The sequence below is a fragment of the Mycobacterium yunnanensis genome (genome assembly GCF_025823185.1).
GTDB lineage: Bacteria > Actinomycetota > Actinomycetes > Mycobacteriales > Mycobacteriaceae > Mycobacterium > Mycobacterium yunnanensis.
Map to the genome: position 1 here is coordinate 803,478 of NZ_JACKVK010000013.1, position 21,577 is coordinate 825,054.

Sequence of the window (21,577 nt, forward strand, 5' to 3'; positions counted from 1 at the left end):
ATTAAGCCAATTCGCTCAGAGGCGGGCACGCACTTCAGCAGCCGGAAAGCACCGACGAGCCCCCGCGGCCTGACCAACTTCCCCATCGCCGCAGCCGCACGATGGTGCCGACCCTGCTCGGCGCCGCGAGGGTCGACGTCGACGTCGTCGCCGACGCTCTCGCGGAATCCTTCTCCGAGGTGCACCCACTGCCGGGACGCGACCTGATGCCGGTGGTCGACGGCGCACCCGCCGACGAGAGCAGGGCGGTGTACCTGATGACGCGTGACAACGTGCTCGAGGGCGACACGGGCGCTTCGGCGGCGGCCCGCGGGATCGGTATGACGGTCAATCCCCCTGCGCCGCTTCGCATCCGAATTCCTGCCCATGTGGCGTCGAACTTCGAGGGCCTGGTGGTCCGCGTCGACGACGACGACGACGTTCCCGGCGGCGAGGGCCACCTCTGGAAGCTGGTGCGCACCTTCGACGATCCGTCGACCTGGACCGAGCCGGGCGTGCGGCATCTGGCCGCCAACGGACTCGGCGACGAGGCGTATCGAACCGATCCGCTCGACGACCAGTGGGAGCTCTACGACCTGACCGCCGACCCGATCGAAGCCGACAATCGCTGGGACGACACGGGTCTCGACGAATTGCGTGCTCATCTGCGCACCCAACTCAAGCAGGCTCGGGCGATCTCGGTGCCCGAGCGGAACCGGCCATGGCCGTACGCCGAACGCCAACCTCCGGCCGGCACGTCGAACGGTCTCGTCCGCCGGGCGCTGGGCAAGGCATTCTCGCCGAGACAGCACGGGTAGTTACGCACATGCCCCGCCGACGACAGTGGCTACTGTCTCGGCGCCGCAACTCATTCCGGCCACGCCGAGTTCTCGATCACGTCGACGAAGTCGGTGCGTCGGAACCCGGGCACGAAGTGTTCGAGCACGTCGGCGTTGACGGTGCCGAAGGTGGTGTCCGGACGGTCGGCGAAGCCGTCGGTGAAGGCCCGAAGGATCTGGGCCTTGAAGTTGGGCCGCGGGTGCGCGGCGGTCACCGCGTCGATGTCCCCGGATTGGATTGCGTCCAACCGCAGTCCGAGCACGTCGGTCTCGACGCCCGCGGTGGTCGCGGCGGTCACCGGGTCCAGCCCGTAGGGCACCTCGGGGGTGGTGTGCAGCGCAATGGCCGTCCACACGACGTCGGTCTCCGGACGGGAGAAGCCGTGCGACAACAGGAATTCCCGTGCGGCGTCGGCGCCGTCCATCTCGAAGCGCTGGGCAGTGCCGCGGTACGGCGCCACCAGGCCGGTGTCGTGGAAGAGTGCTGCAACGTACAGCAATTCGGGGTCGGGGGTGATGCCGAACGCGCGCGACTGCAGGCTGCCGAACAGGAACACCCGCCGCGAGTGGTGATAGATCAGTTCGGTGGTGGTGTCGCGGATCAGCTCGGTGGCATCCTTGGCCAAGGCGCTGTCCGGAACGTCGACCCCGGCAATGTTCTCGGTCATGACGATCGTCCCTTCCATGTATGAGATCCCGTCTTCGGGCTACCTCGACTCTGCTCCCGGGCGAGTAGGACGTGCCGTGCGTCGACGGCCATGAAAGCCTCAGATGTGGACATCAATCCCCATGACAACCCCCATGACGTCGTAGTCCTGCTCTACGACGGCGTTCAGATGCTCGACGTGGCGGGTCCGATCGACGCCTTCGCCTCGGCGAACGCCTTCGGCGCGGCGTACCGCATCACCCATGCCTCCATCACCGGTGCCGACGTCGTAGCCAGCTCGGGCGCCCGCCACGGCGCGGACGCCGGCGTCGACGACCTTCCTTCGACCATCGGCACGCTGCTGGTGCCCGGGTCTCCGGACTGGCAGGCCAGCGTCGCCGACACCGCCCTCGTCGCGGCGGTCCGCGATCTCTCCCTACGCAGCCGTCGCACGGTGTCCATCTGTGCGGGTGCCTTTCCACTGGCGGCGACGGGGCTGCTCGACGGTCGCCGCGCGGCCACGCATTGGAAGCTGGCTCGCCACCTCGCCGCGCGCTATCCCGAGGTCACGGTCGACGCGGCGTCGCTGTTCGTGACCGACGGCGAATTCGTCACCTCGGCGGGCGTCACCGCGGGCATCGACCTGGCCCTGTCGCTCGTCGAGCACGACCACGGGCCGGCGCTCGCCAGGGAGGTCGCCAGGGATCTGGTCGTCTTCATGGCACGTCCCGGCGACCAGTCTCAGTTCAGCGTGCGTCTCGACGCGCAGCCCACCGACCACTCCGTGGTGCGCACGGTGATGGACGACGTCACCGCGAATCCCCGCCTCAACCACACGTTGGCCAGTCTTGCGGCCGGGGCCGGAGTCAGCCCGCGGCACCTGTCGCGGTTGTTCCTCGCCGAAACCGGCCACACCCCAGCGCACTTCGTCGACCGCACTCGACTGGAGGCCGCCTGCGCGCTGCTCACCGGTGGGACGGCGACACTGGACCAGGTGGCCGAGCAGACGGGGGTGGGGTCCAGCGAGTCCCTACGACGGCTCTTCCACCGCGAGCTCGGCATCACCCCGAGTGCCTACCGGAGCCGGTTCAAGACGTCCCGGTCGACGTGAGAGTGCGGGCGGGGGGACTCGAACCCCCACGCTCTTTCGAGCAATGGCACCTAAAGCCATCATGTCTGCCAATTCCATCACGCCCGCGGCGAAGTGATCCTACCGCCGGGCTTCGCCCCCTCCGTCGGCCACCATGGGGCCGCCTAGACGAGTTCATCGCAGCCAAGTCCGCCGCGGTACCGTGGACGAATGTCCACTACGCGGCGTAGGAGACCGGCGCTCGTCGCGCTGGTGTTCGTCGCCGCCGCAGGCTGCCTGGTGCTGGCCTGGTGGCAGTGGACCCGCTACGAGTCGGCGTCCGGCTCGTTCCAGAATCTCGGGTACGCCCTGCAGTGGCCCATGTTCGGCGGCTTCTGCTTCTATGCCTATTACAAGTTCGTCCGCTATGAAGAGGCCCCGCCCCCGAGGCCCGACCACGACAAGCCGACCGAGATCCCCGACGGTCTGCTGCCCGAGCGGCCCAGGGCCGCCGCGCACCACGACGAGGACCGCACGCTCTCCGAGTACAACGCATACCTGGCCGAGCTCGCCAAGGCCGACGGCCGCCCCGACACCGACGACAGGACCACGACATGACCAGTCCCGAACCCGACGCACCGGCGCGCACGAACGCGGACACGATCCGCAAGGCGCTCACCGCCTATCGCATCCTGGCGTGGACGACGGGTCTGTGGCTGATCGCCCTTTGCTACGAGATGGTGCTCAAGTACATCGTGCAGGTCGAGGATCCGCCGAGCTGGATCGGCGTCGTGCACGGCTGGGTGTACTTCGCCTACCTGCTGTCGGCGGCCAACCTTGCGACCAAGGTGCGCTGGCCCATCGGCAAGACCATCGGCGTGCTGCTGGCCGGCACCATTCCGTTGCTTGGGATCATCGTCGAGCACTTCCAGACCAAGCAGATCAAGGCCGCCTACGACATCTGACGATCAGGTCGACGCCCGCAGCGCAGGCAGCAACAGCCCCAACGCGCGGCCGCGGTGCGACGCGGCGTCCTTCTCCGCCGGGCTCAACTCGCCAGCGGACCGGTCCGAGCCGATCGGCACGAAGATCGGGTCGTAGCCGAAGCCGCCGTCGCCGCGGGGTGCGTGGGCGATGTGCCCGGACCACTCCCCGCGTACGACGGTCTCCCCCGCCGACGACACCAGCGCGCACGCCGAGACGAACGACGCGCCGCGCCGGTCGTCGGGAACGTCGCGCAGTTGACCAAGCAACAGTTCGAGATTCGCGACGTCGTCTCCGTGGGCGCCGGCCCACCGCGCCGAGAGCACCCCGGGCATGCCGTTGAGCGCGTCGACGGCCAGGCCCGAGTCGTCGGCGACGGCGGCGAGTCCACTGGCCGCGTAGGCGTCACGCGCCTTGGCCAACGCGTTCTCCTCGAACGTGGCACCCGTCTCGGGCGCCTCCGGGAACTCCTCGACGTCGTCGAGGGACAGCAGCCGCAGGCCGGACACGCCCGCGTCGTCGAGCACGCGGCGCAATTCGGCGAGCTTCTTCTGGTTGCGGCTGGCCACCAACAGATCGGTCACGGCCGGCTCAGCTTCCGAACGCCTTCTTCGGCGGCGTCGTGGGCTCCGGCAGTTCCCCGGGGTACGGCAGTTCCAGCGCTTCGCGCTGCACGACGAACAACTGGTCGCACGCCGCCAGCGCGGCGTCGAGCATCTTGTCCAGCGTCGTGCGGGGGAAGGTCGCGCCCTCTCCGGTGCCCTGAATCTCCACCAGGGTCCCGGTGTCGGTGGCGACGACGTTCATGTCGACCTCCGCGCGGGAGTCCTCTTCATACGGTAGGTCGGTCCGCACGCGACCGTCGACGACACCGACCGACACCGCCGCGATGGCGCACGACAACGGCCGCGGATCCGACAACCGGCCGGCGGCCGACAGGTAGGTCACCGCGTCGGACAGCGCCACGTAGGCGCCGGTGATCGCGGCGGTCCTGGTGCCGCCGTCGGCCTGGAGGACGTCGCAGTCGATCGCGATCGTGTTCTCCCCCAACGCGGCCAGGTCGATGCACGCCCGCAGCGACCGGCCGACCAGCCGGCTGATCTCCTGAGTGCGGCCACCGACCTTGCCCCGCACCGATTCACGGTCCGACCGCGTGTGGGTCGCGGCGGGCAGCATCGCGTATTCGGCGGTGAGCCAGCCCAGTCCCGAGCCCTTGCGCCAGCGGGGCACGCCCTCGGTCACGCTGGCGGTGCACATCACGCGTGTCTGACCGAACTCGACCAGGACGGATCCGGCCGGATGCTTGGTGAAACCGCGGGTGATGGTTACCGGGCGTAGCTCGTCGTCGAGTCGGCCGTCTTCTCGTCTGGACACCCGCCAACCCTAACCGCTGGGCCGCGGGGGTTAGTGCGCCGTCACCTCGAAGGTCTCGTTGCACACGACGGCGTGCACCGGACCGTCGAACTCGGCCTTGGCCTCGCTGATGACGTCTTCGCGCGACGTCCAGGGCGGGATGTGGGTCAGCAGCAGTTCGTGCACTCCGGCCTTGGCGGCCACGCGGCCGGCCTCGGTGCCCGAGAGGTGCAGCGCCGGCGGCCGGTCGGCGGCGTGCGTCCACGACGCCTCGCACAGGAACACGTCGGCGCCGGTGGCCAGCTCGATGAGCTGGTCGCAGTAGCCGGTGTCACCGCTGTAGACCAGCGTCGCCCCGGAGGGGTCGGTGAAGCGCATTCCGTAGGACTCCGTGGGATGGCAGACCTTGCGGGGCAACACGGTCAGGGCCCCGATCTGGACGGCCTCGCCGTCGACCCACGGACGGACGTCGAAGATGTCGGTGAAGTCGTCGATCTCGCCGCCCTCGGGCGAGGACGCCGCGCCAAGCCGCGACCAGGTGTCCGACGGTCCGTACATGCGCGCGCGACCCTCGGGGGGCGTGGGATGGTAGCGACGCCAGACGAACAAGCCGGGCAGGTCCAGACAGTGGTCGGCGTGCAGATGCGACAGCAGGACGTCGACCGTGCCGGGATCGGTGTGGCGCTGCAGCGCGCCGAGCACGCCGCCGCCGAAGTCGACCGCCAGCGGCGGGGTGTCCGGTGCGGTGACGAGATACCCCGAGGCAGGCGAATCCGGCCCGGTGACGCTACCGGAACACCCCAGTACGGTGACTCGCACGCCCATCAGCTTGCCATGCCCGCGATCCTCGCGACGAAGACATCAGTGCAATTCGTCACGAGTTTCTCGAAGTGGTCGAATCGTGACCTTCGAGCTAGCACGACGGCGGCCAAACCGAGGGGTGCGACGCGTCGTAAATGTCGACCACGAGCCGTTTCAGCAAAGCGCATGCGGCGCTCATACGCCGGCGCGCGGGATGGTCTTCGCCGGCCGCCTCGCCCTCGCGTGCCGCTCCGGACCGGACAGCACGTACGCGGCGAAGACCCCGGCCACACCACCGCAGAGGTGGCCCTGCCAGGACACTCCGAAGGTGCCGGGTAGCGCGCCCCACAACACACCGCCGTAGACGAGGAACACCATGATGCCGACGACGATCTGCCAGGCGTGGCGGGTGAAGAAGCCGAACACGATGAGGAAGGTCAGCCACCCGAAGATCAGCCCCGAGGCGCCGATGTGGTTGGTCTCCACCCCGGCCGGTGCGCCGACGTTGCCGATCACCCACGTGCCAAGGCCGCCAAGGATCCAGACGATCGCGGTGGCGTAGACGAACCGGGCCATCCCGGCGAGGGAGACCAGGAAGCCGAGCACCAGCGCGGGCACGGTGTTCGCGGCCAGGTGCGCCCAGTTCGCGTGCAGCAGCGGGGCCCACAGAATGCCCCAGAGTCCGTCCACCTCCAGCGGCCGGATGCCGTCCTGCTCGAGCCGGCTGCCGGACACCTGGTCGACCGCCTCCACGACGTAGAGCAGGGCGACGAAGGCGAGGACGGTGGTGCCGCCGATCATCCAGCCCGGCTTCTTCGGGTCGGCCGACAGGCCCGGTCCGCTGGTCGCCATAGCCGCCCCTTCCGACGCGTCTGCGTGTCCTCTCGAGGCTACCGGCGCGCGCCGGGGCCCACTACGCCGTGAACGCTCCCGGCACCAGGTCGCGGTAGCTCGGGACGCCGGCGATCGTGTCGGCGGCGACGACCGCGGCAAGCACGGCGGTGGCCAGGCAGTCGGCGGCGGCCGTCCCGACCAGGGTGGCCAGTCTGGTCTCCGGCGACATCGCGGCCGGGGTGTCGGATGCGGGTGCGACCTCGACGGCTCCGGTGGACAGCGCGAAGACGGTGTCGCCGTCCAACGGCGTGTGCGACGGTCTCGTGGTGCGCGCCAGGCCGTCCTGCGCGGCGACGGCCACGCGCTTGCAGGCGGCCTTGCTCAGTGCGGCGTCGGTGGCGACGACGGCGATGGTGGTGTTCAGCGGCGACTCCTCGGCTTCCCGCCGCTGCAGTGCCGCGATCTGATCCGCCGGCGGCGGAGTCAGTCCCCACTCGGCGACGAGGTCGGCCATCCAGGGCAGCCCGGTCCTCGGGTCGACGACGTTGCCCGCCGCGTTCACCACCACCACGGCGCCGACGGTGACGCCGATGTCCTCGAGCGTCACCGACGCGGTGCCCAGACCGCCCTTGAGAATGCCCGCCCGGGCGCCCACCCCGGCGCCGACGTTGCCCATCGGCACCTCGACGCCGGCGGCGTCGGCCGCGGCGGCCCCGAACTCGGCGGTCGGGCGGCACGCCCAGCCGCCGACGGGAAGGTCGAAGATGACCGCGGCGGGCACGATCGGCACCAGGCCGCCGTCCATGGCGACACCGCGGTCGTGGCGCTCCAACCAGCCCATGACGCCGTCGGCGGCGGCAAGTCCGTAGGCACTACCGCCCGTCAGGACGACGGCGTCGACGTAGCGCACGCTGTTGGCGGGGTCGAGCAGGTCGGTCTCGCGGGTGCCTGGCGCGCCACCGCGCACGTCGACCGCACCGGTGGTGCCCGGCGGCACCAGGACCACCGTGGTGCCGCACGCCCAACCGGTCCCCAGCGTCGCGTCCGGGTCGAGCCGGTGGTGGTTGCCGACCAGGATGCCCGCGACGTCGGTGATGGAGCCGGTCAAGAACGCTTGCCCATCAGCCCCAGAACCAGGTATTCCTGCAGCACGGTCAGCCACTGGTACACGTCGAGGTGACCCGCCATCGGGTGTTCGGCAGGCAGGTGGTCGGGGCCGTCGGCGCCGATCTCGAGCATGGTGCCCAACGCCAGCCGGACGTCGTTGACGCATGCCACCCAGCAGTGTGCGTCGTCCTCGGCGATCTCGAATCGGCCGCCGCTCAGGGGCAGGGTGTCCAGAAGCCGTTGAGCGGCATGTCGTTTGGCCTCGATGATCTCGGGCTCGTGCAGGCTGCGCAGTGCACTGTTGAGGCTCTCGGCGGTGCGCGAGCCCGCCGGATGGTCGTGCTGAGGCCGGAAGAAGTCCGGCAGCAACCGCAGCATGGTGTCGTCCTCCGGCGGCGTCGAGTGGCCGGTGCGCATGCCGGTGAGTTCCTCGAGTTCGTCGGTGGGCGAAGATGTTTCGCGCTCGTCGAGCATCTCGGTCAGTGAGTTGACCAGGCTTTGCAGCAACGTCGCCTCGTGCGCGTCGAGCGCCGACCGAAACCGCGGGCCCTCAGCGGTTTCCACCCGCTTCCACTTTCGCACGACGGGGCCGGCTCAGCGATCCTGCTGCATGGTGGCCCACAGCCCCGCCGCATGCAGCTTGGTCACGTCGATCTCCATGGCTTCCCGACTTCCCGCCGACACCACGGCCTTGCCTTCCTCGTGCACCTGCATCATGAGCTTGGTCGCGTGGGGCTCGCTGTACCCGAAGAGCTTCTGGAACACGTAGGTCACGTACGACATGAGGTTCACCGGATCGTCCCAGACGAGGGTGACCCAAGGACTCTCGGTGGCCGCCGATTCGTCCGTGGTGGTCTCCGCGCCGCGCTCCACGCGAGTCCCTGGCTTGGTTCGCGCCGGGGTAACCATGCCGCCAAGAATAGACACCCGTCTCGGCGTCGGTCCGAACGGCCACGGTTGGCATACGGTTGGCACCGTGACTTCCCACGATCGCACTGTCGAGGAGTGCGCGGCGACGGCTTTGCTAACCGACAAGTACGAGCTGACCATGCTCGCCGCCGCGCTGCGTGACGGCACCGCCGAACGCAGGACCACCTTCGAGGTGTTCGCCCGGCGGCTGCCCGACGGTCGTCGCTACGGCGTCGTCGCCGGCACGGGCCGGTTCCTGGAAGCACTGCCGCGCTTCAGGTTCGACGAGACCGCCCTGGCCCTGGTGGCCGACTTCCTCGACGAGGCGACCCTGGCGTACCTGGCCGACTACCGCTTCTCCGGCGACGTCGACGGCTATCCCGAGGGCGAGCTGTACTTTCCGGGCTCCCCCGTGCTGTCCCTGCACGGCACCTTCGCCGAGTGCGTGTTGCTCGAGACCCTGGCACTGTCCATCTTCAACCACGACTGCGCGATCGCCTCCGCGGCAGCCAGGATGGTCAGCGCCGCCGAGGGACGTCCGCTCATCGAGATGGGCTCCCGGCGCACACACGAGATGGCGGCCGTCGCCGCGGCGCGTGCGGCCTACGTCGCGGGGTTCACGGGGTCGTCGAACCTCGAGGCCGAGCGCCGCTACGGCGTTCCCGCGCTCGGCACCAGCGCCCACGCGTTCACGCTGCTGCACACCACCCCCGACGGACCCGACGAGCAGGCTGCGTTCCGCGCCCAGGTCGAGGCGCTCGGCGTCGGCACGACGCTGCTCGTCGACACCTACGACATCACCGCGGGCGTGGCCAATGCCGTGGCGGTGGCGGGCCCGGACCTCGGTGCGGTCCGCATCGACTCCGGCGACCTTGGCGTGCTGGCGCGCAAGGTCCGCGCGCAGCTCGACGAGCTCGGCGCGACGAACACCCGCATCGTGGTGACCAGCGATCTCGACGAGTTCGCCATCGCCGCGTTGCGCGCCGAGCCGGTCGACTCCTACGGCGTGGGCACCTCCCTGGTCACCGGGTCGGGCTCGCCAACGGCGGGCATGGTCTACAAGCTCGTCGAGGTCGACGGTGTCCCCGTCGCCAAGCGCAGCAGCCACAAGGAGTCCCACGGCGGCCGCAAGCAGGCCTACCGGTTGGCCAAGCCGACGGGCACGGTCGTCGAGGAGGTCGTGCAGCTGGTCAGCAGCCCCGCGGTCCAGGTCGACGGGTTGGTCGCCACCGCGCTGGCGCAGCCGTTGGTGCGCGGCGGCGAGGTCGTCGCCGACGCCGATCTGCAGGCCGCGCGCAACCGCGTCGCCGCCGGGCTCGTCAGCCTGCCGTGGGACGGGCTGGGGCTCTCCAGCGGCGAGCCGGCGATCCCCACCCGCATGGTCGACGCCACGCGACGGGCCTGAGGAGCAGTGACGGGCGACGTCAAGGAACTGTTGGACAAGGCCGTCAGCGCGCTCGGCGGTACCGAACGCAGCGGCCAGATCGAGATGGCCGAGGCGGTCGACCACGCCTTCGAGACCGGTGAGCACCTTGCGGTGCAGGCCGGCACCGGCACGGGAAAGTCGCTGGCGTACCTGGTGCCCTCGATCAAGCGGGCAATGGAGCGGGCCGAACCGGTCGTGATCTCGACCGCGACCATCGCGCTGCAGCGTCAGCTGTTCGACCGCGACCTGCCCAGGCTGGCTGACGCACTCACCGGTGAGATGCCGCGGCGCCCCGAGTTCGCCCTGCTGAAGGGGCGCGGAAACTATCTGTGCCTGAACAAGGTTCACGGCGGGGCCACCGACTCCGACGACCTGCCGCAGGACGAGTTGTTCGACGCCGTGGCGACGACCGCGTTGGGCCGCGAGGTCAAGCGTCTGATGGAGTGGGCGTCGGACACCGAGACCGGCGACCGCGACGACGTGGTTCCCGGTGTCGCCGACCGGTCCTGGGGTCAGGTCAGCGTGTCCGCCAGGGAATGCCTCGGTGCCGCCCGGTGCACCTACGGCGCGGACTGCTTCGCCGAGAAGGCCAGGGGCACCGCCGCCACGGCCGATGTCGTCGTCACCAACCACGCCCTGTTGGCCATCGACGCGATCTCCGACATCAACGTGCTGCCCGAGCACCAACTCCTCGTGGTCGACGAGGCTCACGAACTCGTCGACCGGGTCACCAGCGTGGCCACCGGCGAGTTGTCGGCCACCATGCTCGGCGTGGCCCTGCGGCGCTCCGCGCGCCTCGTCGAGCCGGAAACCGCCGAACGCTTCGAGGCGTCGGTGGCGACGTTCACCTCCGCGCTCTACGACACCGAACCCGGCCGCAAGGACGTCCTCGACGAGGAGATGGCCACCTACCTCACCGCACTGCGGGATGCCGCCGACCGCGTCCGGATGGCGATCGACACCGCCCCGGCCGATCCCAAGGCGGCAGCCGCCCGCAACGAAGCCGTCACGGCGCTCAACGACGTCAGCGACACCGCGTCGCGCATCCTGACCTCCTTCGGGCCGGCGATCCCCGACCGCACCGACGTGGTGTGGGTGGACCAGGACGAGGTGCGGGGTACTTCGGCGGGCAGGAGCGGAGCGACCGGGGGGTCGAGTCGGCGGGCGATCCTGCGGGTGGCACCGCTGTCGGTGGCGATGCTGTTGCGCAACAGGCTCTTCGAGCAGTCGACGGTCATCCTGACCTCGGCGACGTTGACCATCGGCGGCACGTTCGACTCGATGGCGCGGGCCTGGGGCCTGACCGGTGCCGAGGCGCCCACCTGGAAGGGCGTCGACGTCGGATCGCCCTTCGCCCACGGCAAGTCGGGCATCCTCTACGTCGCCGCGCACCTGCCGCCGCCCGGCCGCGACGGCACCGGGTCGGCCGAGCAGCTCGACGAGATCGAGGCACTGGTCACCGCGGCGGGCGGCCGCACGCTGGGCCTGTTCTCCTCCATGCGCGCCGCCAAGGCGACGGCCGAGGCCATGCGCGGTCGCCTGTCGACGCCCGTGCTGTGTCAGGGCGAGGACACCACCTCCGCGCTGGTGCGCCGCTTCGCCGCCGACGACGCCACCACGCTGTTCGGCACGCTGTCGCTGTGGCAGGGCGTCGACGTGCCCGGGCCGTCGCTGTCGCTGGTGCTCATCGACCGAATCCCCTTCCCCCGCCCCGACGATCCGCTCGTCACGGCCCGTCAGCGCGCGGTGGCCGCCCACGGGGGCAACGGGTTCATGGCGGTCGCCGCCACCCACGCGGCGCTGCTGCTGGCCCAGGGCGCAGGGCGGCTGCTCCGCAGCGTCGACGACCGGGGCGTGGTGGCGGTTCTGGACTCGAGGATGGCGACGGCCCGCTACGCCGGGTTCCTGCGCGCGTCGCTGCCGCCGTTCTGGGCGACCACCGACCCCAGCCAGGTCCGACGGGCCCTGGAACGCCTGCGCGACGGGTAGGACGACTCGAAGTTGGGATCGGGGTCCGCGGACATCTCTATCCTGGCCTGCACGTACACCAGCGCGCCGACCCGGCGCCGGGCGGAGCAGAAGGGGCGGCGTCGATGAAGCGACGGCACCTGACGACCCTGATGGCCGTGACCACCGGCGCCCTCGTCCTCACGTCGTGCACGACGACGCTTCGTGGCACGCCGGTGTCGGTGTTCGCCAACCCGTTCAGCGTCGCGGGCATGCCCGCGGTCGACGGTCCGACGGGCCTGCGCGACGATGCGGAGCCACCCTCGCGTGAGGTCTCCAACACCGACGGCGGAGACGTCGACGAACTGGCGGGCAGCGCGGTCAGCGACATCGAGGAGTTCTGGACCACCCACTACGCCGAGACGTTCGACGGTGACTTCACGCCGGTCGACGAGCTCGTCTCCTGGGACTCCACCGAGTACGACGACGTCGACTTCTGCGGGGACAGCGTGACGGGCCTGGTCAACGCCGGCTACTGCCTCGACCAGAACACCATCGGCTGGGACCGAGGTGAATTGCTGCCGCAGTTGCGGGATGCCAACGGCGACATGGCGGTGACGATGGTGCTCGCCCACGAGTACGGGCACTCCGTCGCCCACCAGGCTGGCCTGCTCTCGGACCGCACGCCGACCATCGTCGGCGAGCAGCAAGCCGATTGCCTTGCCGGGGTGTACATGCGCTCGGTCGCCGAGGGGTCCTCGTCCCGGTTCACCCTCAGCACCGGCGACGGGCTCAACGACCTGCTCGCCGCGACGATCGCGTTCCGCGACCCGCTGCTCACCGAGAGCGACGGGGAGGCCGGCGAAGACGAACACGGCTCGGCGTTCGAGCGTGTGTCGGCGTTCCAGTTCGGCTTCACCGACGGTGCCGCGGCGTGCAAGGCGATCGACCTGCAGGAGATCACGCAGCGGCGCGGTGGCCTGCCCGTCCTGCTGCCCGACGACGAGACCGGCGAGCTGCCGGTCACGAAGGAGTCGGTGACCTCGATCGTCGACGCGATGAACGTCGCGTTCGACCCGGCGGACCCGCCCCGGCTGGTCTTCGTCGGATCGGACTGCCCCGACGCCCGCTCCGGCGGACCGGCGTCCTACTGCCCGGCGACCAACACCATCACCGTCGACCTGCCTGCGCTGGAGGAACTCGGCGCTCAGAGCGTCGACGGCAGCGGGGTGCTCACCGGCGACAACACCGCCTACTCGGTGGTCGTGTCGCGGTTCATGCAGGCGATGCAGAAGGAACGCGGTGGCGTGGCCCTCGACGACGCCAAGGCCGCGCTGCGGACCGCGTGCCTCACCGGGGTGGCGACGGTGCGGATGACCGAGAACATCGCGACGCCCGCCGGAGACACGATCCAGCTCACCGCGGGCGACGTCGACGAGGCGGTCTCGGGCATCCTCGTCAACGGCCTGGCCGCCAGCGACGTCAACGGCGATTCGGTGCCGTCGGGGTTCTCCCGCATCGACGCGTTCCGGCTGGGTGTCCTCGGTGACCAGGACCGCTGCTTCGCACGCTTCGGCTGAGGCGTCAGGCCGTCGGCAAGCGCATCACGAAGCCGGCCTCCAATGCCACCCACAGTGCCCCGTCGCCTCCGATGGCCAACCCGTGCGGCTCACTGCCCGCCGGAAGGTCGATCGTGTCGACCTCGCCGTCGGCGCTGACGTGGGCGATCTGGTCGGCGCCCCACAGGCTCACCCACACCCCGCCGGACGGGTCGGCGACCACCGCGTGCGGCTTGCCAGGCAGGTCGAGTTCCTGCATCGCCTCGTTGAGCGGGATGCGGCCCACCTTGTCGGCGAGCACCGCGGTGAACCACACCGCGTCGTCGTGGGTCTGGGCGATGCCGACGGGCCCCGAGTTGGGCGTCGGCACCGTCCGGCGCTCGAGCTCGCCGCGGTGTAGGCGCCCGATGGCGTTGGCTCCGTTGAGCGTGAACCACAGCGCGTTGTCCGGTCCGGTGATGATCGACGACGGCATGCCACCGGGGACGGCCTGCTCGCTGACGTCGCCGTCGACGTCGACTCGGCCGATGACGCCGGTCCCCATGGCCGTGAACCACAGCGCGCCGTCGGGACCGGTCGTGATCCCGAACGGAGCACTCCCACTGCGCAATTCGTAGTCCGACTGGTGGCCGTCGGTGGAGATCCGGCCGATCCGGTCGTCACCCGCACGGGTGAACCACAGCGCGCCGTCGGGACCGGCGGTGATGATCGACGGCTTGCTGCCCTCGGCCACCGGATGGACCTCGAGGTCTCCGCCCGCACCCACCCGGGCGATCGCGCCGCGATGGACCAGCGTCACCCACATCGCGCCGTCGGAACCGGCGGCCAGCGCATACGGCCCGCCGTCGACGGCGACTTCGAAGATGCGGCTCATGCGAGTGTCACGAGACCCAGCTCGTCGTCGGCGGCCAGCGTGGAATCGATTGTCTCGAACAGTTCTTGCGTCGGTTCGTCCCATGACCAGCGCAAGTCGACCGACAGGCGCTCGATCGCGGCGAGACGTTCCGGAAGGTGGGTGCGAACGGTCAACCCACGGAGTGCCTTCACGCGGATTGACCCTACCCACTGCTCGCGGCGGTCACGGTCACGCCGACCGGTCCATCCGGCGCGCGGGGTTCAGTCGGACACTACGGTGGGTATAGAGCGCGACAAGGTAATCGAGCACATGACAGCCTGCGGTTCGACCGCGGGCGTAAGGAGCAGTGGTGGCCGGTCGAATCGAAATCGACGACGTCGCACCGGTAGTTTCCAACGGCCGATACCCGGCCAAGGCCGTGGTCGGGGAGGTGCTGCCGATCAAGGCCGTGGTGTGGCGCGAGGGCCACGACGCGGTGTCTGCGACGCTGGTGGTGCGCTATCACGGCACCAGCTATCCGTCGTTGGCCGCAGCACCGCCGGGGCTGGCAACACCCCACGTGGAGGCCGTGCCCATCGAAGAGGTCGTCGGCGTCTCGCCGCGCGTCAAGCCCCAGCGGTTGCCGATGGAACCCGGCGGTGAACCCGACACCTATCACGGTCAGTTCACCCCCGATGCCGTGGGTTTGTGGACCTACCGGGTGGACGGTTGGGGTGACCCCATCGCCACGTGGCGCAAGAACGTCACCGCGAAGCTGAACGCCGGTCAGGGCGAGGCAGAGCTGGACAACGATCTGCTGGTCGGTGCACAGCTGTTCGAACGCGCCGCGACCGCCGTCCCTCGCCAAGACCGCTATCCGCTCCTGGAGGCGGCACAGAACCTGCGCACGCCCGGCGACCCGTTCGCCAGGGCGGGTGCCGCGCTGGCACCCGAGGTCACGGCCCTGCTGCACGACTATCCGCTGCGCGAACTCGTCACGCGCGGTGAGCAGTACGGCGTGTGGGTCGACCGCCCCCTGGCCCGGTTCAGCGCTTGGTACGAGATCTTCCCCCGCTCGACCGGCGGTTGGGACGGCGAAGGCAAGCCGGTGCACGGCACGTTCAACACCGCCAGCAAGACGCTGCCCCGAATCGCCAACATGGGCTTCGACATCGTGTACCTGCCGCCCATTCACCCGATCGGCAAGGTGCACCGCAAGGGCCGCAACAACAGCGTGACCGCCGCCCCGGACGACGTCGGCTCGCCATGGGCGATCGGCAGCGACGAGGGCGGGCACGACGCGGTGCATCCCGCACTCGGCACCATCGACGACTTCGACGACTTCGTGGCCGAAGCGCGCAACCAGGGTCTCGAGGTGGCCTTGGACCTGGCGCTGCAGACCGCGCCGGACCATCCGTGGGCCAAGGATCATCCCGAGTGGTTCACGGTCCTGCCCGACGGCACGATCGCCTACGCCGAGAACCCGCCCAAGAAGTACCAGGACATCTACCCGATCAACTTCGACAACGACCCGGCGGGCATCTACGCCGAGGTGCTGCGCGTGGTGCGGTTCTGGGTGTCGCACGGGGTCAAGGTGTTTCGGGTCGACAACCCGCACACCAAGCCGCCGAACTTCTGGGCGTGGTTGATCGGCGAGGTGAAGAACGACGACCCCGACGTGTTGTTCCTCGCCGAGGCGTTCACTCGTCCGGCCCGGCTGTTCGGGCTCGCCAAGCTCGGGTACACCCAGTCCTACACGTACTTCACCTGGCGCACGGCCAAGTGGGAGTTGACCGAGTTCGGCGAGCAGATTGCCGAACACGCCGATTACGCCCGCCAAAGCCTGTGGGTCAACACGCCGGACATCCTGCACGAGATCCTGCAGTACGGCGGCCCCGGCATGTTCGCCATCCGGGCGGTGATGGCCGCGACGATGAGCCCGACGTGGGGTGTCTACTCCGGGTACGAGCTGTTCGAGGGTCAGGCCGTACGTGAGGGCAGCGAGGAATACCTGAACTCGGAGAAGTACGAGTTGCGCCCGCGCGACTTCGATGGCGCCCTGGCCGCGGGCAATTCGCTCGAGCCCTTCATCACCCGGCTCAACGAGATCCGCAAGCTGCACCCCGCTTTGGCCGAGATGCGCTCCATCACCTTCCACGAAGTGGACAACGACGCCCTGCTGGCCTACAGCAAGTTCGATCCCATCAGCGGTGACTGCGTCTTGGTCGTCGTCACGCTCAACGCGTTCGGCCCCGAGGAGGGCACCCTTCGGCTGGACATGGCAGCGCTCGGCATGTCCCCATACGACCGCTTCTGGGTGCGTGACGAGATCACCGGAGACGAATACCAGTGGGGCGAGGCCAATTACGTTCGCATCGAACCGGGGCGGGCCGTCGCACACATCCTGAACATGCCGTACATACCGACCGACAAGCGGCTCGAGCTGCTGCGGAGGGACTGATTCACATGACCAGCACCAACGACGTCACCACCAAGAACCTGCGGCCCGATCCGTCGGAGCTCTCCCGCCTGTTGTGGGGCACGCACCACGATCCGCACTCCATCCTCGGTGCCCACGAGTACGACGACCACACCGTCATCCGGGTGCTGCGGCCCAACGCACTGGAAGTCGTCGCGCTCGTCGGCAAGGAGCGCTACACCTTCACCCATGTGGAGGACGCCCTGTTCGCGGTCGCGCTTCCGTTCACCGGGTTGATCGACTACCGCCTCGAGGTCAGCTATCCGAACGGCGACGGCGACCCTCACGTTCACACCGTCGCCGACCCGTATCGCTTCCTGCCGACCCTCGGCGAGATCGACATGCACCTGTTCTCCGAGGGCCGCCACGAGCGGCTGTGGGAGGCTTTGGGGGCCCACCCGCGGACCTACAGCACGGCTGACGGGCCGGTCAGCGGCGTCTCGTTCGCCGTATGGGCGCCAAATGCCAAGGGCGTCAGCCTGATCGGCGACTTCAACCACTGGAGTGGCAACGACGCCCCGATGCGGACGCTGGGCTCGTCAGGGGTGTGGGAGCTGTTCTGGCCGGACTTTCCGGAAGACGGGCTCTACAAGTTCCGCGTGCACGGCGCCGACGGCGTCACCACCGAACGCGCCGACCCGATGGCCTTCGCCACCGAGGTGCCGCCCAAGCGGGCGTCGCGAGTCACCAAGAGCCAGTACACCTGGGAGGACGACGACTGGATGGCCCAGCGGGCCATCAAGAACCCGGTCTTCGAACCGATGAGCACCCTCGAGGTGCATCTGATGTCGTGGCGTCCGGGTCTGACCTACCGCGAACTGGCCGACCAGTTGACCGAGTACGTCGTCGAGCAGGGCTTCACCCACGTCGAACTGCTTCCCGTCGCCGAGCATCCATTTGGCGGGTCGTGGGGTTATCAGGTCACGTCGTACTACGCCCCGACGTCGCGTCTGGGGACTCCCGACGACTTCCGATTCCTGGTCGACCGGCTGCACCAGGCCGGCATCGGCGTCATCGTCGACTGGGTGCCCGCGCACTTTCCCAAGGACGCCTGGGCGTTGGGCCGCTTCGACGGGACGGCGCTCTACGAGCACTCCGATCCCCGTCGCGGTGAGCAACTCGACTGGGGCACGTACGTCTTCGACTTCGGCCGGGCCGAGGTGCGCAACTTCCTGGTGGCCAACGCGCTGTACTGGTTGCAGGAATTCCACATCGACGGGCTGCGCGTCGACGCCGTCGCGTCCATGCTCTACCTCGACTACTCGCGGCCCGAGGGCGGTTGGACGCCGAACATCCACGGCGGCCGGGAGAATCTCGAGGCGGTGCAGTTCCTGCAGGAGATGAACGCCACGGTGCACAAGGCCACCCCCGGCATCGTCACCATCGCCGAGGAGTCCACCTCGTGGCCCGGGGTCACCCGCGCGACCAACCTTGGCGGACTTGGCTTCTCGATGAAGTGGAACATGGGCTGGATGAACGACACGCTGGCCTTCATGCAGCGTGACCCGATCTACCGCAGCTTCCACCACCACGAGCTGACCTTCTCCCTGCTGTACGCGTTCAGCGAGAACTTCGTCCTGCCGATCAGCCACGACGAGGTCGTGCACGGCAAGGGGACGCTGTGGGGTCGCATGCCGGGCGGCGACCACCAAAAGGCTGCCGGTGTGCGCACCCTGTTGGCCTACCAGTGGGCCCACCCCGGCAAGCAGTTGCTGTTCATGGGCCAGGAATTCGGCCAGCGCGCGGAGTGGTCGGAGGAACGGGGCGTCGACTGGTTCCAGCTCGACGAGCAGGGCTTCTCCGGGGGCATCAAGCGGTTCACCGCCGACGCCAACGAGATCTACAAGACCCGGCGTGCGCTGTACTCCCGCGACTCCAGCCCCGAGGGTTACTCGTGGATCGACGCCAACGACTCGGCCAACAACGTGCTGAGCTTCCTGCGCTTCGGTGACGACGGGTCGATGCTCGCCTGCGTGTTCAACTTCTCGGGTTCGGAGCACAGCTCCTACCGGCTGGGCTTGCCCCACACGGGAACCTGGCGCGAGGTCCTCAACACCGACGCGACGATCTACAACGGTGCGGGGGCCGGCAACATGGGTTCGGTCGAAGCGACCGCCGATCCGTGGCACGGTCGGCCCGCGTCGGCCGAGATGGTCATCCCGCCGCTGTCGGCGCTGTGGTTCGAGCCGGTCTGACCGGCAGCCGCGTCAGAACAGGGCGTTGGCGAGGTTGCGTCGACCGGCGATGACCCTCGGGTCGTCGGCTGGGAAGAGCTCGAACAGCTCGACCAGCCGGGAGCGCACCGCGGCGCGCTCGTCGCCCGCGGTGCGCCGCACCAGTGCGATGAGGCGCTCGAAGGCCTCGACCACCTGATCCTGGGCGACCTCCACGTCGGCGGCGGCGAAGGCGGCCTCGACGTCGGTGGGTTCGGCATCGGCACGTGCGACCGCGTCGGCCGGCCGAGAGGTCGCCCGCTTCAGGAAGGCGATCTGGCGCAGTGCGTCCTTGGCTTCGGCATGGTTGGGCTGCGCGTCGAGGATGGCCTGATAGGCGCCAAGCGCGTCGTCGAATTCTGCTGCGTCCCAGAGCGAACGGGCCCGCTCGAGCTCGGGGTCGACCTCGTCGGCGTCCCCGGCCTCGCCGCCCTCGAGCTTGCCCGCGGTCGCGCTGAGCAGGGAGTCGACCCAGCGTCGCAACTGTTCGGGGGGCTGCACGCCCTCGAAGCTCGAGATGGGCTGGCCACCGGCGACGGCGACGACGGTCGGCACGGCCTGGACGCCGAACACCTGGGCCACCCGGGGCGCGGTGTCGACGTTGACCGTCGCGAACGCCCACGAGCCACCGTCGGACGTCGCCAGGGCCGCCAGCACCTCACCGAGCTGGACGCTGGCGTCGCTGCGCGGCGTCCACAGCAGGACGACGACGGGCACGTGATTGGACCGGCCGAGCACCTCGGTCTCGAGGTTGGCCTCGGTGACCTCGACGCCACCGGGCGAGGAACCCGCCGGGGCGTCGCGCGACGGTGCGGGCTGCTTGAGCGAGGAAAGATCGAACGCACCCGCCAGTGCGGGGCCGACGGAGGGTCGTGGACGAGTCACGTAGACAAGTCTGGCACGTCGTCTAGGCGACTGGCGGAGCGGTCGCGGCGGCGCCGGCTCCAGATCCCCGGTCGCCACGCTCCTGCCCGCCGCGCGAGACGGTGCGACCCGTCCGCTCGGCCCACATGAGGAAGATCACACTGCCGAGCGGCACGATGCTGCCCAGCAACGCCAGCAGCCACGTCACCGGCGACCACCCGAACGCCAAGCCGAGCAGGATGCCCACCACGACGAAGGCGATGAAGACCAAGCCGTGAGCCATGCCGAAGACCTTCACGCCGATCTCGGTGCGGGGCGATCCGAGGTACTTGAAGTACATGCCGACCAGCAATCCCACCCAGGTGACGGCTTCGGTGAAGGCGACGATGCGGAACCAGCCCGCGGTCCGGTGGCGGTCGATGGTACGGCTCATGGCCGCCATTGTGCCCGACGACGGCGCCAGCTACTACGCCGCGTCGTTGAATGTGTCCCGCAACGCTTACGGGCGGCGCAGGATCAGGGCGTCACCCTGACCACCGGCACCGCACAACGCGGCCACGGCGTACCCCGAGCCCCGCCTCGCCAGCTCCAGAGCCGCATGCAGCGTGATCCGCGCTCCGGACATGCCGATCGGATGTCCGATGGCGATGGCGCCACCGTCGACGTTGACCTTGTCGGCGTCCAAGCCGAGCTCCTGGGTCGAGGCCAGGGCGACGGCGGCGAACGCCTCGTTGATCTCCACGACGTCGAGCTGGTCGACCGTGATGCCCTCCTTGGCGATCGCCTTCTTGATCGCGTTGGCCGGCTGGCTCTGCAACGTCGAGTCGGGCCCGGCGACCACGCCGTGCGCGCCGATCTCGCACAACCAGGTCAGACCCAGCTCTTGCGCCTTGGCCTTGCTCATCACCACGACCGCGCAGGCGCCGTCGGAGATCTGCGACGCCGACCCCGCGGTGATGGTGCCGTCCTTGCGGAAGGCGGGCTTGAGGCCGGCCAACGACTCGACGGTCGTGTTGGCCCGAATGCCCTCGTCTTCGGTGAACTCGATGGGGTCGCCCTTGCGCTGCGGAATCTTCACCGGCACGACCTCGTCGGCGTACACGCCGTCCTTCCACGCGGCGGCGGCGCGCTGGTGCGACCGGGCGGCCACCTCGTCCTGCTGCACGCGGGTGAACTGGTCGGCGTCGTTGCGCTGCTCGGTCAGCGCGCCCATTGGCTGGTCGGTGAACACGTCGTGCAGACCGTCGTAGGCCATGTGGTCGAGCACGGTGACGTCGCCGTACTTGTAGCCGGCGCGGCTGTCGATCAGCAGGTGCGGCGCCTTGGTCATCGACTCCTGACCACCGGCGACGACCACGTCGAACTCCCCGGCGCGAATCAGCTGATCGGCCAACGCAATCGCGTCGATGCCCGACAGGCACATCTTGTTGATCGTCAGCGCGGGCACGTCCCAGCCGATGCCGCCGGCGACTGCGGCCTGGCGCGCCGGCATCTGCCCCGCCCCGGCCGTCAGCACCTGGCCCATGATCACGTACTGCACCTCCGAGGCGTCCACCCCGGCCTTCTCCAGCGCACCGGCGATCGCGACACCACCCAGGTCACTGCCCGAGAAGTCCTTCAGCGAGCCCATCAGCTTGCCCACCGGAGTACGCGCTCCCGCAACGATCACCGACGTCGTCATGTCCAACCTCCACGAACTTCGATTCTGAGAATGTGTGGCCTATCACACTTAC

The 21,577-nt window shown here is 69.4% G+C and carries 20 protein-coding genes, 1 tRNA gene and 2 pseudogenes; 9 read left to right on the plus strand and 14 right to left on the minus strand.

The genetic code is table 11. The annotated features are described in order from the left end of the window. Positions 1–101: 101 nt before the first annotated feature. Positions 102–797, plus strand: a pseudogene (locus H7K45_RS27440) (sulfatase-like hydrolase/transferase); the annotation flags it as partial. A gap of 50 nt (positions 798–847) precedes the next feature. Here H7K45_RS27440 and H7K45_RS27445 read toward each other — a convergent pair. Next, entirely contained in the window at positions 848–1,486 is a 639-nt protein-coding gene (locus H7K45_RS27445; RefSeq protein WP_263999246.1) for an HD domain-containing protein, read from the minus strand. Between the two features lie 90 nt (positions 1,487–1,576). Between H7K45_RS27445 and H7K45_RS27450 the strand changes: the two genes are divergently transcribed. Continuing rightward, positions 1,577–2,575, plus strand: a complete 999-nt coding sequence (locus tag H7K45_RS27450; protein WP_263999247.1) for a GlxA family transcriptional regulator — start codon at positions 1,577–1,579, stop codon at positions 2,573–2,575. A 3-nt stretch (positions 2,576–2,578) separates the two neighbouring features. Here the strand turns inward: H7K45_RS27450 and H7K45_RS27455 are convergent. Beyond that, positions 2,579–2,662: transfer RNA gene (locus tag H7K45_RS27455), tRNA-Leu, on the minus strand. 102 nt (positions 2,663–2,764) lie between these two features. Here H7K45_RS27455 and H7K45_RS27460 point away from each other — a divergent pair. Both H7K45_RS27460 and H7K45_RS27465 read left to right on the plus strand, forming a co-directional pair. Further along, positions 2,765–3,151 (plus strand): hypothetical protein, encoded by a 387-nt coding sequence (locus tag H7K45_RS27460; protein ID WP_263999248.1) that lies wholly within the window; start codon positions 2,765–2,767, stop codon positions 3,149–3,151. Then, complete coding sequence (locus H7K45_RS27465) at positions 3,148–3,498, plus strand: DUF3817 domain-containing protein (RefSeq protein ID WP_263999249.1); 351 nt, start codon at positions 3,148–3,150, stop codon at positions 3,496–3,498. Before H7K45_RS27460 ends, H7K45_RS27465 begins: the two co-directional genes overlap by 4 nt. Before the next feature lie 3 nt (positions 3,499–3,501). Here the strand turns inward: H7K45_RS27465 and rdgB are convergent, their stop codons facing one another. From rdgB to clpS, 7 genes are all read right to left on the minus strand, one after another. Then, a complete protein-coding gene (gene rdgB / locus H7K45_RS27470; RefSeq protein WP_263999250.1) occupies positions 3,502–4,101 on the minus strand; it encodes an RdgB/HAM1 family non-canonical purine NTP pyrophosphatase in 600 nt (199 codons plus the stop codon). Positions 4,102–4,108: 7 nt separating this feature from the next. Next, entirely contained in the window at positions 4,109–4,891 is a 783-nt protein-coding gene (gene rph / locus H7K45_RS27475; RefSeq protein WP_263999251.1) for a ribonuclease PH, read from the minus strand. Positions 4,892–4,921: 30 nt separating this feature from the next. Continuing rightward, positions 4,922–5,695, minus strand: a complete 774-nt coding sequence (locus tag H7K45_RS27480) for a cyclic nucleotide-degrading phosphodiesterase (protein ID WP_263999252.1) — start codon at positions 5,693–5,695, stop codon at positions 4,922–4,924. Between the two features lie 171 nt (positions 5,696–5,866). Then, on the minus strand, positions 5,867–6,523 hold the full coding sequence (locus tag H7K45_RS27485; protein WP_263999253.1) for a rhomboid family intramembrane serine protease: 657 nt from the start codon (positions 6,521–6,523) through the stop codon (positions 5,867–5,869). A 61-nt stretch (positions 6,524–6,584) separates the two neighbouring features. Further along, positions 6,585–7,613 (minus strand): P1 family peptidase, encoded by a 1,029-nt coding sequence (locus H7K45_RS27490; protein ID WP_263999254.1) that lies wholly within the window; start codon positions 7,611–7,613, stop codon positions 6,585–6,587. Further along, complete coding sequence (aosR, locus tag H7K45_RS27495; RefSeq protein WP_263999255.1) at positions 7,610–8,194, minus strand: oxidative stress transcriptional regulator AosR; 585 nt, start codon at positions 8,192–8,194, stop codon at positions 7,610–7,612. Before aosR ends, H7K45_RS27490 begins: the two co-directional genes overlap by 4 nt. Positions 8,195–8,206: 12 nt before the next feature. Continuing rightward, entirely contained in the window at positions 8,207–8,521 is a 315-nt protein-coding gene (clpS, locus tag H7K45_RS27500) for an ATP-dependent Clp protease adapter ClpS (protein ID WP_263999256.1), read from the minus strand. Positions 8,522–8,588: 67 nt separating this feature from the next. Between clpS and H7K45_RS27505 the strand changes: the two genes are divergently transcribed. The 3 genes from H7K45_RS27505 to H7K45_RS27515 all read left to right on the plus strand — a co-directional run bounded on the left by H7K45_RS27505 (position 8,589) and on the right by H7K45_RS27515 (position 13,474). Next, positions 8,589–9,926, plus strand: a complete 1,338-nt coding sequence (locus H7K45_RS27505; protein ID WP_263999257.1) for a nicotinate phosphoribosyltransferase — start codon at positions 8,589–8,591, stop codon at positions 9,924–9,926. Positions 9,927–9,932: 6 nt separating this feature from the next. Then, complete coding sequence (locus tag H7K45_RS27510; protein WP_263999258.1) at positions 9,933–11,936, plus strand: ATP-dependent DNA helicase; 2,004 nt, start codon at positions 9,933–9,935, stop codon at positions 11,934–11,936. A 104-nt stretch (positions 11,937–12,040) separates the two neighbouring features. Beyond that, positions 12,041–13,474 carry a neutral zinc metallopeptidase gene (locus H7K45_RS27515; RefSeq protein ID WP_263999259.1) on the plus strand — a complete coding sequence of 478 codons (1,434 nt, stop codon included), beginning with the start codon at positions 12,041–12,043 and terminating at the stop codon, positions 13,472–13,474. A 4-nt stretch (positions 13,475–13,478) separates the two neighbouring features. On the opposite strand, the gene H7K45_RS27520 is transcribed toward H7K45_RS27515, so the two are convergent. After that, entirely contained in the window at positions 13,479–14,327 is an 849-nt protein-coding gene (locus H7K45_RS27520; RefSeq protein WP_263999260.1) for a Vgb family protein, read from the minus strand. A gap of 35 nt (positions 14,328–14,362) precedes the next feature. Beyond that, positions 14,363–14,500: pseudogene (locus tag H7K45_RS27525) on the minus strand (DUF3417 domain-containing protein); the annotation flags it as partial. Positions 14,501–14,658: 158 nt separating this feature from the next. Here H7K45_RS27525 and H7K45_RS27530 point away from each other — a divergent pair. Next, a complete protein-coding gene (locus tag H7K45_RS27530; RefSeq protein WP_263999261.1) occupies positions 14,659–16,749 on the plus strand; it encodes an alpha-1,4-glucan--maltose-1-phosphate maltosyltransferase in 2,091 nt (696 codons plus the stop codon). Positions 16,750–16,754: 5 nt separating this feature from the next. Then, positions 16,755–18,962, plus strand: coding sequence for a 1,4-alpha-glucan branching protein GlgB (gene glgB, locus H7K45_RS27535; RefSeq protein WP_263999262.1), 2,208 nt, complete (start codon positions 16,755–16,757; stop codon positions 18,960–18,962). 12 nt (positions 18,963–18,974) lie between these two features. Here glgB and H7K45_RS27540 read toward each other — a convergent pair whose 3' ends face one another. The 3 genes from H7K45_RS27540 to H7K45_RS27550 are packed head-to-tail and all read right to left on the minus strand — an operon-like array spanning position 18,975 to position 21,525. After that, positions 18,975–19,865: a tetratricopeptide repeat protein gene (locus H7K45_RS27540; RefSeq protein WP_263999263.1), complete on the minus strand. Its 891-nt coding sequence runs from the start codon at positions 19,863–19,865 to the stop codon at positions 18,975–18,977. A gap of 22 nt (positions 19,866–19,887) precedes the next feature. Further along, positions 19,888–20,286, minus strand: coding sequence for a DUF3817 domain-containing protein (locus H7K45_RS27545; protein WP_263999264.1), 399 nt, complete (start codon positions 20,284–20,286; stop codon positions 19,888–19,890). Between the two features lie 57 nt (positions 20,287–20,343). Continuing rightward, positions 20,344–21,525 (minus strand): acetyl-CoA C-acetyltransferase, encoded by a 1,182-nt coding sequence (locus H7K45_RS27550; protein ID WP_263999265.1) that lies wholly within the window; start codon positions 21,523–21,525, stop codon positions 20,344–20,346. Positions 21,526–21,577: the final 52 nt, after the last annotated feature.

Coding starts and splice junctions, on each gene's coding strand:
- H7K45_RS27445 (WP_263999246.1), bottom strand. CDS start 1,486: ATGACCGAGAACATTGCCGGGGTCGACGTTCCGGACAGCGCCTTGGCC.
- H7K45_RS27450 (WP_263999247.1), top strand. CDS start 1,577: ATGAAAGCCTCAGATGTGGACATCAATCCCCATGACAACCCCCATGAC.
- H7K45_RS27460 (WP_263999248.1), top strand. CDS start 2,765: ATGTCCACTACGCGGCGTAGGAGACCGGCGCTCGTCGCGCTGGTGTTC.
- H7K45_RS27465 (WP_263999249.1), top strand. CDS start 3,148: ATGACCAGTCCCGAACCCGACGCACCGGCGCGCACGAACGCGGACACG.
- H7K45_RS27480 (WP_263999252.1), bottom strand. CDS start 5,695: ATGGGCGTGCGAGTCACCGTACTGGGGTGTTCCGGTAGCGTCACCGGG.
- H7K45_RS27485 (WP_263999253.1), bottom strand. CDS start 6,523: ATGGCGACCAGCGGACCGGGCCTGTCGGCCGACCCGAAGAAGCCGGGC.
- clpS (WP_263999256.1), bottom strand. CDS start 8,521: ATGGTTACCCCGGCGCGAACCAAGCCAGGGACTCGCGTGGAGCGCGGC.
- H7K45_RS27515 (WP_263999259.1), top strand. CDS start 12,041: ATGAAGCGACGGCACCTGACGACCCTGATGGCCGTGACCACCGGCGCC.
- H7K45_RS27520 (WP_263999260.1), bottom strand. CDS start 14,327: ATGAGCCGCATCTTCGAAGTCGCCGTCGACGGCGGGCCGTATGCGCTG.
- glgB (WP_263999262.1), top strand. CDS start 16,755: ATGACCAGCACCAACGACGTCACCACCAAGAACCTGCGGCCCGATCCG.
- H7K45_RS27545 (WP_263999264.1), bottom strand. CDS start 20,286: ATGGCGGCCATGAGCCGTACCATCGACCGCCACCGGACCGCGGGCTGG.
- H7K45_RS27550 (WP_263999265.1), bottom strand. CDS start 21,525: ATGACGACGTCGGTGATCGTTGCGGGAGCGCGTACTCCGGTGGGCAAG.